We start from the raw sequence: 14,863 nt of genomic DNA, 5'->3' as shown, positions 1-14,863 counted from the left end.
CGAGCCGCCCCCGCGAGGCAGCAAGGCGAGCCCGCGAACAAGGCACCGCACCCCCTCCCGCAGCGCACAACAGCTTCCGCCGCCTCCCCTGCCTATACTCGGGTCGAGCCCCCAGGCGGGCTCTCACCATTCGGGGAGGCTTCGATGCTGCAACAGTACGGTTTATGGATCGCGCTGGCATGTGCGGTCGTTGCGATTCTGTACGGCGCGTTTTCGGTCAGATGGGTCATGGCCAAGTCGCCCGGCAACGAACGCATGCAGGAGATCGCCGCAGCCATTCAGGAAGGCGCGCGCGCATACCTCAACCGCCAGTACGCCACCATCGGTGTCGTCGGCATCGTCCTCCTGATCCTTATCGGTGTCTTCCTCGACTGGGGAACCGGCATCGGCTTCGCGCTGGGGGCGCTCCTCTCGGGGGCCACCGGCTACATCGGCATGAACGTGTCGGTTCGTGCCAATGTTCGTACCGCAGAGGCCGCCCGGAGCGGCCTTTCTTCTGCCCTCGCGGTGGCTTTCCGTGGCGGCGCGGTCACCGGCATGCTGGTGGTCGGCCTGGCCCTGCTCGGCGTGGCCGGCTACTACGGCGTGCTCCTGCACCTGGGCTACGAACGCACCCACGCCCTGCATGCGCTCATCGGACTGGCCTTCGGCTCGTCGCTGATCTCGATCTTCGCCCGGCTGGGTGGTGGCATCTTCACCAAGGGCGCGGACGTCGGTGCGGATCTGGTCGGCAAGGTGGAAGCCGGGATTCCCGAGGACGACCCGCGCAATCCGGCGGTGATCGCGGACAACGTGGGCGACAACGTCGGTGACTGCGCCGGCATGGCCGCCGACCTGTTCGAAACCTATGCCGTCACCCTGATCGCCACGATGTTGCTCGGAGGCGTGATGGCCACCGAAACCGGACCCTCCGGTGTGCTGTTCCCGCTGGTGCTGGGTGGCGCATCGATCATCGCCTCGGTGATCGGTACCTTCTTCGTGAAGACCCGCGGCGGCAAGATCATGAATGCGCTGTATGCCGGCGTCTTCGTCTCCGCCCTGCTCGCCGCGATCGCGTTCTGGCCGATCACCCAGTCGATGATGGCGGACTCGGCGTATGGCGCCGGCCGCATCTATGGCTGCACGATCATCGGCCTGGTCCTCACCGGCGCCATGGTGGTGATCACCGAGTACTACACGGCGACGGAATACGCGCCGGTCAGGCACGTGGCGCAATCGTCGACCACGGGCCACGCGACGAACATCATCGCCGGCCTCGGTGTCTCGATGAAATCCACGGCCCTGCCGGTGCTCGCCGTCTGTGCGGCCATCTGGGGTGCGTTCGAGTTTGCCGGCCTGTACGGCATCGCCATCGCGGCGACGGCCATGCTCAGCATGACCGGCATGATCGTGGCGCTGGACGCTTATGGCCCGATCACCGACAACGCCGGCGGTATCGCCGAGATGGCGGATCTGCCGCCCGAGGTGCGTGGCGTGACCGATCCGCTCGATGCGGTCGGCAATACGACCAAGGCCGTGACCAAGGGTTATGCGATCGGCTCGGCCGGCCTCGCCGCGCTGGTGTTGTTCGCCGATTACACGCACAACCTCAACCAGCACTTCGGCGGTACCGAAATCCGCTTCGACCTGTCCAACCACTACGTGATCATCGGCCTGCTGATCGGCGGATTGATCCCGTTCCTGTTTGCCGCCATGGCGATGGAAGCGGTGGGTCGCGCGGCGGGTGCGGTCGTGGAAGAAGTGCGCCGGCAGTTCCGCGAGATCGCGGGGATCATGGAAGGCACGACCAAGCCGGACTACTCCCGCGCGGTGGACATGCTCACCCGCTCGGCCATTCGCGAAATGCTGGTGCCGTCCCTGCTCCCGGTGCTCGTGCCGGTCGTGGTGATCTTCGGCTTCAAGTGGCTCGGCGGGGCGGAAGCGGGCGCGCAGGCGCTTGGTGGCGTGCTGATTGGCACCATCGTCACCGGCCTGTTCGTGGCCATTTCGATGACCACGGGCGGCGGTGCGTGGGACAACGCCAAGAAGTACATCGAGGACGGCAACTTCGGCGGCAAGGGCTCGGATGCGCACAAGGCCGCCGTCACCGGCGATACCGTGGGTGATCCGTACAAGGACACGGCGGGGCCGGCGGTGAACCCGCTGATCAAGATCATCAACATCGTGGCCTTGTTGCTGGTTCCGTTCCTCTAGCCAGTTGCTCAGGGTAGGAGCCGATTCATCGGCGAATGGGTGCTCGCGGCAGTGTTGCCCGCTGCCGCGGGGATCGCCGATGAATCGGCTCCTACCACAGCGGGGGAGCCGGTTCATGCCTAGGGCCAGGTAGCCCGGAAGTCATGGGCCGGACGGCCCCGCAGGTGAGCTAAGGTCCGGGTTCCGCTCAATCTCGGAACCCCGAACCATGCATCGACGCTGGATTGCGCTCGTCATCGCCCTTACCTTCAGTGGCATGACCCAAGCCCACGACACCCCGCATACCGCCGCTCCCGCCGCCCAGGCCGGGGCCGATGACGAAAACCTCTGGCTGGACGATATCGACGGTGCCAAGCCGCTCGACTGGGTCAAGGCGCGCAACGCCGAGACCGTAAGTAAGTACGCCGAGAGCCAGGACTTCAAGACGCTGGACGCACGTCTCCTCGAGATGCTCGATTCCGACGCGAAGATCCCGATGGTTTCCAAGATTGGCGACCACTTCTACAACTTCTGGCGCGACAAACAGCACCCCAAGGGGCTGTGGCGCCGGACCACGCTGGCCGAGTACCGCAAGGACAAGCCGGCCTGGGACACCGTGATCGATCTGGACGCGCTGGCCGCCTCGGAGAAGGAGAACTGGGTCTGGCACGGCGCGCAGTGCCTGAAGCCGGACTATCGCCGCTGCCTGGTCTCGCTGTCGCGCGGTGGCGCGGATGCGGACGTGGTGCGTGAGTTCGACCTGTCGACCAAGGCCTTCATCAAGGACGGCTTCGCGCTGCCGGAAGCCAAGAGCCAGGTGGCCTGGATCGACGACGACCACATCTATGTGGCCACCGACTTCGGTCCGGGTTCGATGACCACGTCGAGCTATCCGCGCATCGTCAAGGAATGGAAGCGCGGTACGCCGCTCGCTTCCGCCAAGACGGTCTACGAGGGTAAGGACAACGACATGTCCATCTCGGCCTATCGCGATCGCACGCCGGGTTTCGAGCGCGATTTCGTCCAGCGTGCACTGGAGTTCTACAACTCGGAAACCTTCCTGCGTGGCAAGGACGGCAAGCTGACCAAGATCGATGTGCCCAACGATGCGGAAACCGACGTCGAACGCGAGTGGCTGCTGGTCGAGCCGCGCACGGCATGGACGGTCGGTGGAAAGACCTTCCCGTCGGGCTCGCTGGTGGCGACGAAGTTCGACGACTTCATGGCGGGCAAGCGCGAATTCACCGTGCTGTTCACGCCGGATGAGCACACCTCGCTGGCCGGCCATTCGTGGACGCGCCACCACCTCATCCTGACCGTGTCGCACGACGTGGTCAGCCAGATCAAGGTGCTGACGCCGGCCGCTACCGGTGCCTGGAAGGAAGACACACTCAGCGGTGCGCCTGCACTGAGTAACATGCAGGCCGGCGGCATCGATCCCGACGACACCGACGAGTACTTCCTCACCGTGTCGGGCTTCCTGCAGCCCACCACGCTGTATTACGGCACGCTTGGCCAGGGTGAGCGCGAGGCGATCAAGCACGCGCCGGCGTTCTTCGATGCTTCGAAGTTCGCGGTGAGCCAGCACTTCGCCACTTCGAAGGACGGCACCAAGGTGCCCTATTTCGAGATCGCCCCGAAGGCGATGAAGACCGACGGCGACAATCCGACCCTGGTCTACGGCTACGGTGGTTTCGAGATCTCGCTGGAACCGGCTTATGCGGCGGGTGCGGGCCGTGCCTGGCTGGAAAAAGGTGGCGTCTACGTCATCGCCAATATCCGCGGCGGTGGCGAATACGGTCCGCGCTGGCACCAGGCGGCGCTCAAGGCGAACCGTCCGCGTGCCTACGAGGACTTCGCCGCCGTTTCGCAGGACCTGATCGACCGCAAGATCACCAGCCCGAAGCACATGGGCATGATGGGCGGCAGCAATGGCGGTCTGCTCGCCGGCAACATGCTGACCCAGTACCCGCAGCTCTACGGTGCGGTCGTCAGCCAGGTGGCCCTGCTCGACATGAAGCGCTACACCCACATGTCTGCCGGTGCCTCGTGGATGGCCGAATACGGTGACCCGGACAAGCCGGAGGAATGGAAGTACATCCAGACCTTCTCGCCGTACCAGAACCTGCACAAGGGCACGACATATCCGCCGGTGCTGTTCACGACCTCCACGCGCGACGACCGCGTCGGCCCGGTGCACGCCCGCAAGATGGCCGCGCGCATGCAGGCCATGGGCTTCGACGCCAGCCTCTACGAGAACCTCGAAGGCGGTCACGGTGCGGCGGCGGACAACAAGCAGTCGGCGTTCATGAGCGCCCTGGCCTATACCTACCTCTGGGAACACCTTAAATAAGGTCATGTGGGAGCCGCTTCAGCGGCTCCCACAAAAAAGCCCGCTGAAACAAGGCGCTTTGCCGTGGCTGGGGCCGGGCGGTATCCTATTCGGCCGCTTTGACCCCTCGAATCACCAAGGAATCCCATGGGCCTGCACCTCGTTCCCGCCGGCAAGAATGTGCCGGACGAAATCAACGTCATCATCGAAATCCCCAAGGATGCCGAGCCCGTCAAGTACGAAGTGGACAAGGAAAGCGGCGCGATCTTCGTCGATCGCATCCTGTCGACGCCGATGCGCTACCCGTGCAACTACGGCTACGTGCCGGGCACCCTGGGCGGCGACGGCGATCCGCTCGACGCGCTGGTGATCCTGCCGCTGTCGCTGGTCCCGGGGTCGGTGATCCGTTGCCATCCGGTCGGCATGCTGAAGATGACCGACGAAGCCGGCGCCGACGAGAAGCTCGTCGTGGTTCCGGTGGACAAGGTGTTCGCTGGTTACGCGCACATCAAGGATATTGGCCAGGTCTCGGGTCACTGGCTGGAGCGCATCGGCCACTTCTTCGAGCACTACAAGGATCTCGAGAAGGGCAAGTGGGTCAAGATCGACGGCTGGGTGGGCGCGGACGAGGCCAAGGCCGAGATCGTTGCCGGCATGGGTCGTTACAAGGCTGACCACTAAGAGCCGCTCTTTGTAGGAGCCGATTTATCGGCGATTAGCCTCGCAGCTTCTCCGCTCCGTTGGCTTTTCGCCGATGAATCGGCTCCTACATTTCCTTGGTCAGCCGCGGCCCAGCAGGGTGCGCAGGTCGATGATCGCGGCGTTCGCACGCGAGATGTAGTTCGCCATCACCAGTGAGTGATTGGCGAAGAAGCCGAACGGCGATCCGTTGAGGACGACCGGGCTACCCAGCGATTTCTGCGACTCTTCCAGTTCCCGGATCACCTGCTGCAGGCTCGCGTCGGCGTTCTTGCTGCGCAGGATCGGGGCGAAATCGTGGCGGATCGCCTTCAGCTGCTCGAGCAAAGCCCAGGTGTATCCGCGCGCTTCGTAGAAGTTGTCGTCGATCTTGTTCCAGGGCGTCTTCACGTACACCGCCTTGGACTGGCCCGCCTTGCCGGCGACGTCGGCGTTGGGCGCCGCATCCACCTTGAGCTGGCCAACGCTTGCGGACAGACGCTGCGACAGCGAGCCCAGACGGGCGGATACGGTCTGCAGGTAATCGGCAAGGTTGTCGGCACGCGCATAGAAATGCGCGTTCGCGTCCTCGCTGTCGCTCAGGCGCACGAGGTACTTCTCCAGGTCGTCCGTCGCCTTGCCGTACTGCGATTCCGAACTCGGCAGCAGCCAGCGATCGTTCGGGCTGTTGAGCAGCGGATCGGCCTCGCCCAGATCCTTGTCTTCGGTCGACTGTGTCTGCGAACGGCTGAAGCTGTTGCGCAGTGCCTGCGCGAGATCGCGCGAGGCCACCAGCGAGCCGAATTCCCAATTGGGGATGTTGTCCATGAACACGCCAGGCGGCAGCTTGTCGTTGCTCAGGTAGCCACCATGCTTGTCCAGCAGGGTCTGGACCGACTCGATCAGCGTGTACGTGGTCACCGCACCGGTGGCCATCGGCCGGCCGATCTCCTTCATGTGCGCGGTGGTCACCGCGACCGGATCGAACTGTTCGGGCTCCTTGTCCCACCACCACATGGTGAAGAGCACCCAGACGATGAGCAGCGCGATGACGATAGCCACGGTGAGGCTGATCGGGTTGCGCCGGCGACGGGAGGGCGACGGTGAGGGGGCGGCTGTCGCGTTCATGCCTGTCCTTTGGTGGTGGAACATGGGCGGTTAGCTTACCCCGCCTCTGCCGGGTCTACCTTTACGAATATTCTCGGTATGGCTGGTTACACAAGGTGAAAGGGCGCGACAGCTCTGTGTAGGAGCCGATTCATCGGCGATCCCGCGGCAGCGGGCAGGCTGCCGCGAGCACCCATTCGCCGATGAATCGGCTCCTACAAAGAGCAGCTTCACGCCTTCGTGTAGACCTCACTGCCCTGGGCGCGGAATTCGAGGGCCTTCTCCTCCATCCCGGCAGACGCCTCCATCCCCGCCGCGTAGTCGCGCACATCCTGGGTGATCTTCATCGAACAGAACTTCGGGCCGCACATCGAGCAGAAGTGCGCCGACTTGTGGGCGTCTTTCGGCATGGTCTCGTCGTGGTATTCACGTGCCTTGTCCGGATCCAGGCCGAGGTTGAACTGGTCGTCCCAGCGGAACTCGAAACGCGCCTTGGATAGCGCGTTGTCGCGCACCTGCGCGCCAGGATGGCCCTTGGCCAGGTCCGCCGCATGAGCGGCGATCTTGTACGCGATGATGCCGTCGCGCACATCCTGGCGGTTGGGCAAGCCGAGGTGTTCCTTCGGCGTCACATAGCAGAGCATGGCCGTGCCGAACCAGCCGATCATCGCCGCGCCGATGGCGCTGGTGATGTGGTCGTAGCCGGGCGCGATGTCCGTGGTCAACGGCCCGAGCGTGTAGAACGGCGCCTCGTCGCACATCGCCAGCTGGCGGTCCATATTTTCCTTGATCAGGTGCATCGGCACGTGGCCGGGGCCTTCGATCATGGTCTGCACGTCGTGCTTCCAGGCGAGCTTGGTCAGTTCGCCGAGGGTGTCGAGTTCACCGAATTGCGCGGCATCGTTGGCATCGGCGATACAGCCCGGACGCAGGCCGTCGCCGAGACTGAAGGACACGTCGTAGGCCTTCATGATCTCGCAGATGTCTTCGAAGTGCGTGTACAGGAAGTTCTCGCGGTGATGGGCCAGGCACCACTTGGCCATGATCGAACCACCGCGCGAAACGATGCCGGTGACACGCTTCGCGGTGAGCGGCACGAAGCGCAGCAGGACACCGGCGTGGATGGTGAAATAGTCGACGCCCTGCTCCGCCTGCTCGATCAGCGTGTCGCGGAAGATCTCCCAGGTGAGGTCTTCGGCGACGCCGCCGACTTTCTCCAGCGCCTGGTAGATCGGTACGGTACCGATCGGCACCGGCGCGTTGCGGATGATCCATTCGCGCGTCTCGTGGATGTGCTTGCCGGTGGACAGGTCCATCACCGTATCGCCGCCCCAGCGGATCGCCCAGACCAGTTTCTCTACTTCCTCGGCGATGCCCGAGCTGACCGCGCTGTTGCCGATGTTCGCGTTGACCTTGGTCAGGAAGTTGCGGCCGATGATCATCGGCTCGACTTCGGGATGGTTGATGTTGGCGGGGATGATCGCGCGCCCTCGCGCCACCTCGTCGCGCACGAATTCGGCCGTGATACGACCCGGTATCGAGGCACCGAACGACTCGCCCGGATGCTGCGCACGCAGTGCGCTGTCGACGAGGGCGTCGAGTCGCTGGTTCTCGCGGATGGCGATGTATTCCATCTCCGGCGTCACGATGCCGCGGCGGGCGTAGTGCATCTGCGTGACATTGAATCCGGCTTTCGCACGCAAGGGCATGCGCGGGGCCGCGAAGCGGATCGGGTCGAGCCGTGCATCATCGGCGCGTGCGCGGCCAAAGCTGGATGACAGGCCGTCGAGACGTTCGACGTCGCCACGTTCGGTTATCCAGCCGGAACGCACGGCAGGCAGGCCGCGGGCGAGATCGACCGCATGGTCGGGATCGGTATACGGCCCCGAGGTGTCGTAGACGACGATCGACGGATTGGTCTCGCCACCGAACAGGGTCGGCGTGGGCGCCTGGGCGATCTCTCGCATCGGCACGCGCAGGTCGGGGCGGCTGCCGGTCACATGGATCTTGGTCGAGCCGGCGATCGGCTGGGTGACGGCTTCGGACAGCTCGCGCGCGGCGCGGGCAAGATCGGAGGGCATGGCGTTCATTGGCTTCTCGTTCCTTGCGGATAAGGGGAGAAGCGGACGGCGCCGCCACGGAAGCACGCGTGCGCGGACGCACGTTACCCGTGGACGAAGCTTCCTACGCCGGTACGGACCGGATCAGGTTCGAAGGGACTCTCTCAGCCCACGCAATTGCTTGGGCACCCCCGCTTCGAGGGGGATTCAACCACGAAGCGGGTATCCGACGCGAGCGCTCAGCAGTTCGGGCGCGGCTCGTAGGCGCGGATGAACATCTCGACGGCGGCCAGGGCGTTGGCCTTGACCTCTTCACCGAACTGCACGGCGCAGTCCTCGCAGCCGAACAGGCGGCGAAGGAGCAGATCGCCCTTGAGCAGGGCAAGGAACTGCGTGGTGGCACGCGAGGTGTCGGCGATTTCCAGCTGACCACGGGCCGTGGCGCCGTCGAGCAGGCGCTGCATCAGCTTGTGCATGCGCACCGGGCCTTCTTCCCAGACCAGCCGGCCGAAGCGCGGGTTACCGCCGGCCTGGCAGTCCGAGAGGATGGCGCGGAAGGTACCGACCGACTCGACGTTGGTTTCCATCGCCGCATGGCGGCTGGCGATGTTGCTCAGGGTGACGCGGATGTCCGCGCCCGGGCTGAAATCGAAGAGGTCATCGGGCAGGCGTTCCTGCACATGGGCGCGGATCACCTCGCGGAAGAGGTTGTCCTTGTCGCCGAAATGGCTGTAGACGGTGAGCTTGGAGACGCCTGCGGAGGCCGCGACGGCATCCATACTGGTTCCCGCGAAGCCGCCCTGGGTAAAGAGTGCCTTGGCGGCATCGAGGATGGCCGCGCGCTTCTCCATATCCTTCGGACGCCCGGGACCCTGCGTTTTCATTTTCGGGCTGGCGTTCATGGCTACACCTTCACAAACAAAAATTATGACTTTATTATACGCAGCGGTTCAGTTATTTCCAGCACGTCATGGTTGTCATTCATGAAGCCGGAAAAGGTAAGGGTCTGACCGCTCGTCTACCTTAGAATAAGGTGGGGACGGCGCAGGCCGATCCCATGGGCATCAGGGACTTGCGCCACTAGCTGTTCAGGCGCCGGCGAGTCACTGTAGGGCCGGGGCATGACTTCCGTCAGCCCCGTCCGGTGACTTCCGGCACTTAGTAGGCATGGTGCGGGCGCCTCAGCCTTAACACATTGGGAAAGCAGGCTCCGAACGCTTATCCTTTCCAACCTTTTTGTAGCTTTTCGTACGGAATCCAACACCATGGCGATGAATTTCGAGCAGGCCCGGCAGAACATGGTCGAAAACCAGGTTCGCCCGTGGGAAGTCCTGGACTTTGACGTCCTCGAGACCCTGAAGGGGATTCGCCGCGAGGACTTCGTCGCGGCGGCCCACCGCAACGTGGCTTTCGCCGATCTCACCCTGCCCCTGGGCCACGGTGAGGTCATGATGAAGCCGGTGGTGGAAGGCCGCGTCCTGCAGGCACTGGAGCTGAAGAAGACCGATACCGTGCTGGAAGTCGGCACCGGTTCGGGCTTCCTGACCGCCTGCCTGGCCCGTCTCTCGGCCCATGTGACCAGCATCGACATGCATGCCGACTTCGTCGAGGCCGCTCGCCAGCGCCTTGCCGCCACGTCGGTGACCAATGTCACGCTGGAAACCGCCGAGGCCGTCAACGGCTTCAACCCGACCGGCGTTTTCGACGCCATCGTCATGACGGGCGCTGTCCACACGGTCCCGGAAAAGTTCGTGCGCTGGCTCAAGCCGGGTGGGCGCATGTTCGTCGTACGCGGCGATTCCCCGGCGCAGACGGCGGTGCTCCTCACCCACGAGGGTGAAGGCCGCTACCGCGAGGAATCGCTGTTCGAAACGGACCTTCCCTACCTGGCGCATGCCGCGCCGGTGAAGCGCTTCGTGCTCTGACCCACAGATTACCCATCACCCACGAGGCGAAATCATGCGCTTGAAGCTGCTCACCGTCGCGCTGGCATTGGCCGCGACGCCGTTCGCGAGCCATGCTGAAGACTTGCTCGACGCCTACCGTCAGGCCCGGGCAAACGATCCGGTGCTGTCGCAGGCCGACTCCACCCGCCTCGCCATCGGCGAAGGCGTGGACCAGGCACGTGCGCTGCTGCTGCCCCAGGTCAACGGCTCGCTCGGCATTACCCAGTCCGATCCGGCCGGCCCGTCGCGCTCGGTGCTGACCGACGCCGCAGGCAATCCGCTGCGCGATGCCGCAGGCAACCCGCTCCTGAGCAGCGACATCGGCCACACCCGCCAGCGCACGCTGGGCGCGACGGTCACGCAGAGCGTGCTCAACTTCAGCCAGATCGCCGACCTGCAGGCCGCGCATTCGTCCGCGAACTCGCAGAACGCGACGTACGAGGCCGCCCTCCAGCAGCTGGCGACGCGCGTGGCCACGGCCTATTTCCAGGTCCTGACCAACGACGACGCCCTGACCTTCGCCAAGGCCAACGAGCAGGCCCTGGCCCGCCAGCTGGAACAGGCGCAGCAGCGCTTCGACGTCGGCCTGTCCGCCATCACGGACGTGCAGGACGCCAAGGCACAGCACGACACCTCGGTCGCCGCCGTCATCACGGCCGAGAACACGCTGGCCGATTCGCGTGAAGCCCTCACCCAGATCACCGGCAAGCCGGCCGACAACCTGAAGAAGCTGCGCGAGCAGCTGCCGATGGACGCGCCGACCCCGAACGATCCGAAGGCCTGGGTGGCCGAAGCGGTCAAGAGCAGCCCGAGCATCCTCGCCGCGCAGTACAACGTCGAGTCGTCCGAGCACAGCATCTCGTCCGCACGTGCCGGCCATCTGCCGACCATCGACGCCTCGCTGGGTTACAACAAGAGCACGGCGTGGACCCAGAACGCCGGCGCCGGCTCGGCCGCTTCCGCGGGCACCCTCGGTTCGAGCGGCACCAACGGCCGCGGCGCGACCACGGTCGGCCTGACGCTGAACGTGCCGATCTTCTCCGGTGGCCTCACGCAATCGCGCGTCCGCCAGTCGATCTACCAGCGTGACGCCGCCCAGGACTCGCTGGAATCGGTGCGCCGCCAGGTGGTGCGTGACACGCTCAACTTCTACCGCTCGGTCGTCGCCGGCATCAGCAAGGTCGAAGCGACCAAGGCCGCCGTCGAATCCTCCGAGAGCGCTCGCGATGCGACGCAGGCCGGCTTCGAAGTCGGTACCCGCACCATCGTCGACGTGCTGATCGCCCAGCAGAACCTCACCCAGTCGCTCAGCGACTACTCGCAGGCCCGCCACCAGTTCATCCTCGACAAGCTGCTGCTCAAGCAGACGGCCGGCACGGTGGACATCAAGGACCTGGAAGCAGTGAACTCGCTGCTGCAGTAAGGGCAACGGTTTCATCGAACGACAGAAAGGCGGGCCTTCGGGTCCGCCTTTTTTGTCGATTGTTCGCGCATTTCCTGGGCGGCTCGGCTTCGCCGTCGCTCCTCACACTTGGGCGCCTCGCGGGGAGACCTTGGTGTCCACCCTCGCTGCTCAGACAGGTCCTCCGCGTTCCGTAAAGGAAAGGCCGCTAACGCGGCCCGTGTACTTATCTGGCCTACGGCCGCTCCACTTGTGCGGAACTCGCCTCGAGGGTGGACACCAAGGTCTCTCACGACGATACGGTTAGCTGGACGGCGAGCCGTTGGCGTGGGTGCGGTCGCCGAAGCGGGCCGTTACGGCAGTCGTGCGGGTACGTTCACTCCGGCTCGGTGAGCGCCTTTCTCGCCGTGGCGCTGCCCGCGAAAAGACGATCGCGACCGGCGCGCCGGGTCGACCGTTTGGCGATGGTGACAAGCCAGCAGCCAAAGCGGCGTTGCTTCGTCGGCTCGACCCACACGAACCTCAGGAATGGGAAGAGTCTTCGGTGTCCACCCTCGAGGCGAGTTCCGCACAAGTGGAGCGGCCGCAGGCCAAATAGGTGCACGGGCCGCGTTAGCGGCCTTTCCGGTACGGAACGCGGAGGACCTGTCTGAGCAGCGAGGGTGGACACCGAAGGCTCTTTGCCTCAAGCCCCCAAACGAGGGTGGGCACCGAAGGCTCTTTGCCTCAAGCCCCCCGGAAGGCTCTGCGCCTCATCCACACACGCAAGCGGCGGCAAAAGCTGTCCGCTTACTCCTGCAACAACCGGTCGACGAGTTTCATCACCTTGCCGACGGAGCCGCGCTCGCTGTCGAAGACGTGACGGGCGGCGGTGCCCATGCTTTCGCGGCGGGCGTGGTCGCGCAGGAGGGAGAGGACCTGTTCGCCGAGTTCGCTGCTGGTGGCCACGCGCTGACCACCGGTTGCTTCCAGCAGAGCCTGGGTGATTTCTTCGAAGTTGAACGTGTAGGGACCGACCAACACCGGCTTCGACAACGCCGCAGGCTCGAGCACGTTGTGGCCACCGATGGGTACCAGGCTGCCGCCGACGAAGGCGACGTCGCAGGCGGCGAAGAAGCGCAGCAGCTCGCCCATGGAATCGATCACGAAGCACTGGGTGTTGTGCCCGGGAACGCCATCCGTGCTGCGCGTACCCACCTGGAAACCGAGGCTGCGCACCGATGACTCGACGGCCTTGAAGCGCTCCGGATGCCGTGGTGCGATCAGCAGCAAGGCATCGGGCAAGCGTCGCATCACGTCGAGATGCGCCTGGAGCACGGCCATTTCCTCACCTTCGTGGGTACTGGCCGCGATCCATACCGGACGGCCGGTGCCCCAGGCTTCGCGCATGGCCTTGCCGGCCTGCAGCGCGTCGTGGGGCACGGGCATGTCGAATTTCAGGTTGCCGCACACGGTGAGCTGGCTGGGCTCGGCGCCGAGCAGCCGGTAGCGCGCCGCGTCCGTGCGCGACTGCGCGGCGATGTGGCTGACGCAGCGCAGGGCACTCTTCACCAGCGAGCTCATGCGCGCATAGCCACGCAGGGAACGTTCGGACAGACGGGCATTGGCGATCAGTAGCGGAATGCCGTGACGCCGGCAGGCGAAGTAGAGATTCGGCCAGATCTCGGTCTCGACGATCACCGCCAGGCGCGGGCGCGTGTTGCGCAGGAAGCTCCTTACCGCGAACGGGAGGTCGTACGGCAGATAGACACTGTGGACGCGGTCGCCGAACAACTGACGGACGCGTTCGGAGCCCGTGGGCGTCACCGTCGTCACCATCAGGGGGGCCTGCGGGTAGGCCTCCATGAGGGCCTTGATCAGGGGCTCGGCGGCGTTCACTTCACCGACCGATACCGCGTGCACCCACAGGCAGCCATTCAGGCGCGGCGTCGGAAAGCGGCCGAAGCGCTCGCGCCAGCGCACGTGGTAGTCGCCATAGCGCATGCCGCGCGCCATCAGGCGGAGCATCACCAGCGGCGTGAACAGGTACATGGCGCAGTTGTAGATCAGACGCAGCAGCACGCGGTCCCCTGGGACTTGCCAGTGACCGGGCAGTATAGCCGCCCCCATTCGCTACAATGGCGTGACATGCCCGGAATGCCCCGCCCCTCCCTGACCCTACGCCTGCTTGCGCCCCGCCACTGGGCCGCGTGGATCGGCGTGGGCTTCATCTGGCTGATCGCCCACCTGCCCTTCCGGATCCTGATGCGATCGGGGCGCCAGGCCGGCCGGTTGGCCCTGCACCTCAATCCCGAGCGTCGGCGCGTCGCGGCGACCAATATCGCGCTGTGCTTTCCCGAGCTTGGGGCCACCGCGCAGAAGGCGTTGCTACGGGCCAACCTCTGCGATGTCGGCATGATGCTCGCCGAGTTCGCGCTGGGCTGGATGGGCTCGGACCGTGCCATCGCGAAGGTACCGGTGACCGTCGACGGCCTCGAGCACCTCGAAGCCGCGCGTGCCGCCGGCCGTGGTGTGCTGCTGGTCGGTGGGCACTTCTCGCATCTCGAACTGAGTGCGCGCCTGGTCTCCTCGCGCATCCGTATCGCAGGCATGTACCGGCGCATGGACTCGGACGTGTTCGAGTTCGCGGTGCTGCGCTCGCGCCTGCACTATGCCGACGCGATGTTCGACAAGGACGACATCCGCGGCACCGTGCGCTACCTGAAACAAGGCGGCACGCTCTGGTACGCGCCCGACCAGGACATGCGCAGCAAGGACAATGTCTTCGTGCCGTTCTTCGGGGTCAAGGCCGCGACGATCACCGCAACCCATCATCTGGCCCGGCTGTCCGGCGCCCTGGTCATCCCGTTTTATCACCGCCGGTTGCCGGACGATGCCGGCTACGTCATGCGTCTCGGTGCGCCGCTTGCGGATTTTCCGAGCGACGACGCCGAACGCGATACCGCACGGGTGAACGAGCAGATCGAAAGCATGGCAAGGGAAGCACCCGAGCAGTACCTGTGGGTGCACAAGCGCTTCAAGACGCGGCCGCCGGGCGAAGCGAAGATCTACTGATCCCCGCCCCGCGCAGGCAATTACGGGCCTGGGCAGCTATAGCCCGTCAGCGTCGACGAAAGCCACGCGAAAAAGTACGAGCGTAAAAACGACTCGTCTTCCCCCTAGACGG

At 65.0% G+C, this 14,863-nt stretch carries 10 protein-coding genes and 1 riboswitch; of the genes, 6 read left to right on the top strand and 4 right to left on the bottom strand.

What is annotated here, in order from left to right; all coding sequences use genetic code 11:
* Positions 1 to 144: 144 nt before the first annotated feature.
* From BJI69_RS10040 to ppa, 3 genes are all read left to right on the top strand, one after another.
* A complete protein-coding gene (locus BJI69_RS10040) occupies positions 145 to 2,193 on the top strand; it encodes a sodium-translocating pyrophosphatase (RefSeq protein WP_046969503.1) in 2,049 nt (682 codons plus the stop codon).
* Between the two features lie 208 nt (positions 2,194 to 2,401).
* Positions 2,402 to 4,525: a prolyl oligopeptidase family serine peptidase gene (locus tag BJI69_RS10035; RefSeq protein ID WP_046969504.1), complete on the top strand. Its 2,124-nt coding sequence runs from the start codon at positions 2,402 to 2,404 to the stop codon at positions 4,523 to 4,525.
* A gap of 126 nt (positions 4,526 to 4,651) precedes the next feature.
* On the top strand, positions 4,652 to 5,185 hold the full coding sequence (gene ppa / locus BJI69_RS10030; protein ID WP_046969505.1) for an inorganic diphosphatase: 534 nt from the start codon (positions 4,652 to 4,654) through the stop codon (positions 5,183 to 5,185).
* 99 nt (positions 5,186 to 5,284) lie between these two features.
* Here the strand turns inward: ppa and BJI69_RS10025 are convergent, their stop codons facing one another.
* From BJI69_RS10025 to BJI69_RS10015, 3 genes are all read right to left on the bottom strand, one after another.
* Complete coding sequence (locus BJI69_RS10025) at positions 5,285 to 6,310, bottom strand: DUF2333 family protein (RefSeq protein ID WP_046969506.1); 1,026 nt, start codon at positions 6,308 to 6,310, stop codon at positions 5,285 to 5,287.
* Between the two features lie 209 nt (positions 6,311 to 6,519).
* Complete coding sequence (gene thiC, locus BJI69_RS10020; RefSeq protein ID WP_046969507.1) at positions 6,520 to 8,379, bottom strand: phosphomethylpyrimidine synthase ThiC; 1,860 nt, start codon at positions 8,377 to 8,379, stop codon at positions 6,520 to 6,522.
* A gap of 74 nt (positions 8,380 to 8,453) precedes the next feature.
* Positions 8,454 to 8,552: riboswitch (TPP riboswitch) on the bottom strand.
* 36 nt (positions 8,553 to 8,588) lie between these two features.
* Positions 8,589 to 9,251, bottom strand: coding sequence for a TetR/AcrR family transcriptional regulator (locus BJI69_RS10015; RefSeq protein ID WP_046969508.1), 663 nt, complete (start codon positions 9,249 to 9,251; stop codon positions 8,589 to 8,591).
* Between the two features lie 363 nt (positions 9,252 to 9,614).
* Here BJI69_RS10015 and BJI69_RS10010 point away from each other — a divergent pair, with 363 nt between their 5' ends.
* Both BJI69_RS10010 and BJI69_RS10005 read left to right on the top strand, forming a co-directional pair.
* Positions 9,615 to 10,274, top strand: coding sequence for a protein-L-isoaspartate O-methyltransferase family protein (locus BJI69_RS10010; protein WP_046969509.1), 660 nt, complete (start codon positions 9,615 to 9,617; stop codon positions 10,272 to 10,274).
* 34 nt (positions 10,275 to 10,308) lie between these two features.
* Complete coding sequence (locus BJI69_RS10005; protein WP_046969510.1) at positions 10,309 to 11,718, top strand: TolC family outer membrane protein; 1,410 nt, start codon at positions 10,309 to 10,311, stop codon at positions 11,716 to 11,718.
* 768 nt (positions 11,719 to 12,486) lie between these two features.
* Here BJI69_RS10005 and waaA read toward each other — a convergent pair.
* Complete coding sequence (gene waaA / locus BJI69_RS10000; protein ID WP_425477399.1) at positions 12,487 to 13,728, bottom strand: lipid IV(A) 3-deoxy-D-manno-octulosonic acid transferase; 1,242 nt, start codon at positions 13,726 to 13,728, stop codon at positions 12,487 to 12,489.
* A 105-nt stretch (positions 13,729 to 13,833) separates the two neighbouring features.
* Between waaA and lpxL the strand changes: the two genes are divergently transcribed.
* Positions 13,834 to 14,751, top strand: a complete 918-nt coding sequence (lpxL, locus tag BJI69_RS09995; RefSeq protein WP_078023129.1) for an LpxL/LpxP family Kdo(2)-lipid IV(A) lauroyl/palmitoleoyl acyltransferase — start codon at positions 13,834 to 13,836, stop codon at positions 14,749 to 14,751.
* Positions 14,752 to 14,863 lie beyond the last annotated feature (112 nt).

It is taken from the genome of Luteibacter rhizovicinus DSM 16549 (assembly GCF_001887595.1).
Lineage (GTDB): Bacteria > Pseudomonadota > Gammaproteobacteria > Xanthomonadales > Rhodanobacteraceae > Luteibacter > Luteibacter rhizovicinus.
Note: the sequence above shows the minus strand (reverse complement) of the source record. Positions and strands in the feature narration are given on the sequence as shown.

Excerpts from the sequence above, each read along its gene's own strand:
- BJI69_RS10025 (WP_046969506.1), bottom strand. The coding sequence starts at position 6,310 with ATGAACGCGACAGCCGCCCCCTCACCGTCGCCCTCCCGTCGCCGGCGC.
- BJI69_RS10015 (WP_046969508.1), bottom strand. The coding sequence starts at position 9,251 with ATGAACGCCAGCCCGAAAATGAAAACGCAGGGTCCCGGGCGTCCGAAG.
- waaA (WP_425477399.1), bottom strand. The coding sequence starts at position 13,728 with ATGTACCTGTTCACGCCGCTGGTGATGCTCCGCCTGATGGCGCGCGGC.
- BJI69_RS10010 (WP_046969509.1), top strand. The coding sequence starts at position 9,615 with ATGGCGATGAATTTCGAGCAGGCCCGGCAGAACATGGTCGAAAACCAG.
- BJI69_RS10035 (WP_046969504.1), top strand. The coding sequence starts at position 2,402 with ATGCATCGACGCTGGATTGCGCTCGTCATCGCCCTTACCTTCAGTGGC.
- lpxL (WP_078023129.1), top strand. The coding sequence starts at position 13,834 with ATGCCCCGCCCCTCCCTGACCCTACGCCTGCTTGCGCCCCGCCACTGG.
- ppa (WP_046969505.1), top strand. The coding sequence starts at position 4,652 with ATGGGCCTGCACCTCGTTCCCGCCGGCAAGAATGTGCCGGACGAAATC.
- thiC (WP_046969507.1), bottom strand. The coding sequence starts at position 8,379 with ATGAACGCCATGCCCTCCGATCTTGCCCGCGCCGCGCGCGAGCTGTCC.
- BJI69_RS10040 (WP_046969503.1), top strand. The coding sequence starts at position 145 with ATGCTGCAACAGTACGGTTTATGGATCGCGCTGGCATGTGCGGTCGTT.
- BJI69_RS10005 (WP_046969510.1), top strand. The coding sequence starts at position 10,309 with ATGCGCTTGAAGCTGCTCACCGTCGCGCTGGCATTGGCCGCGACGCCG.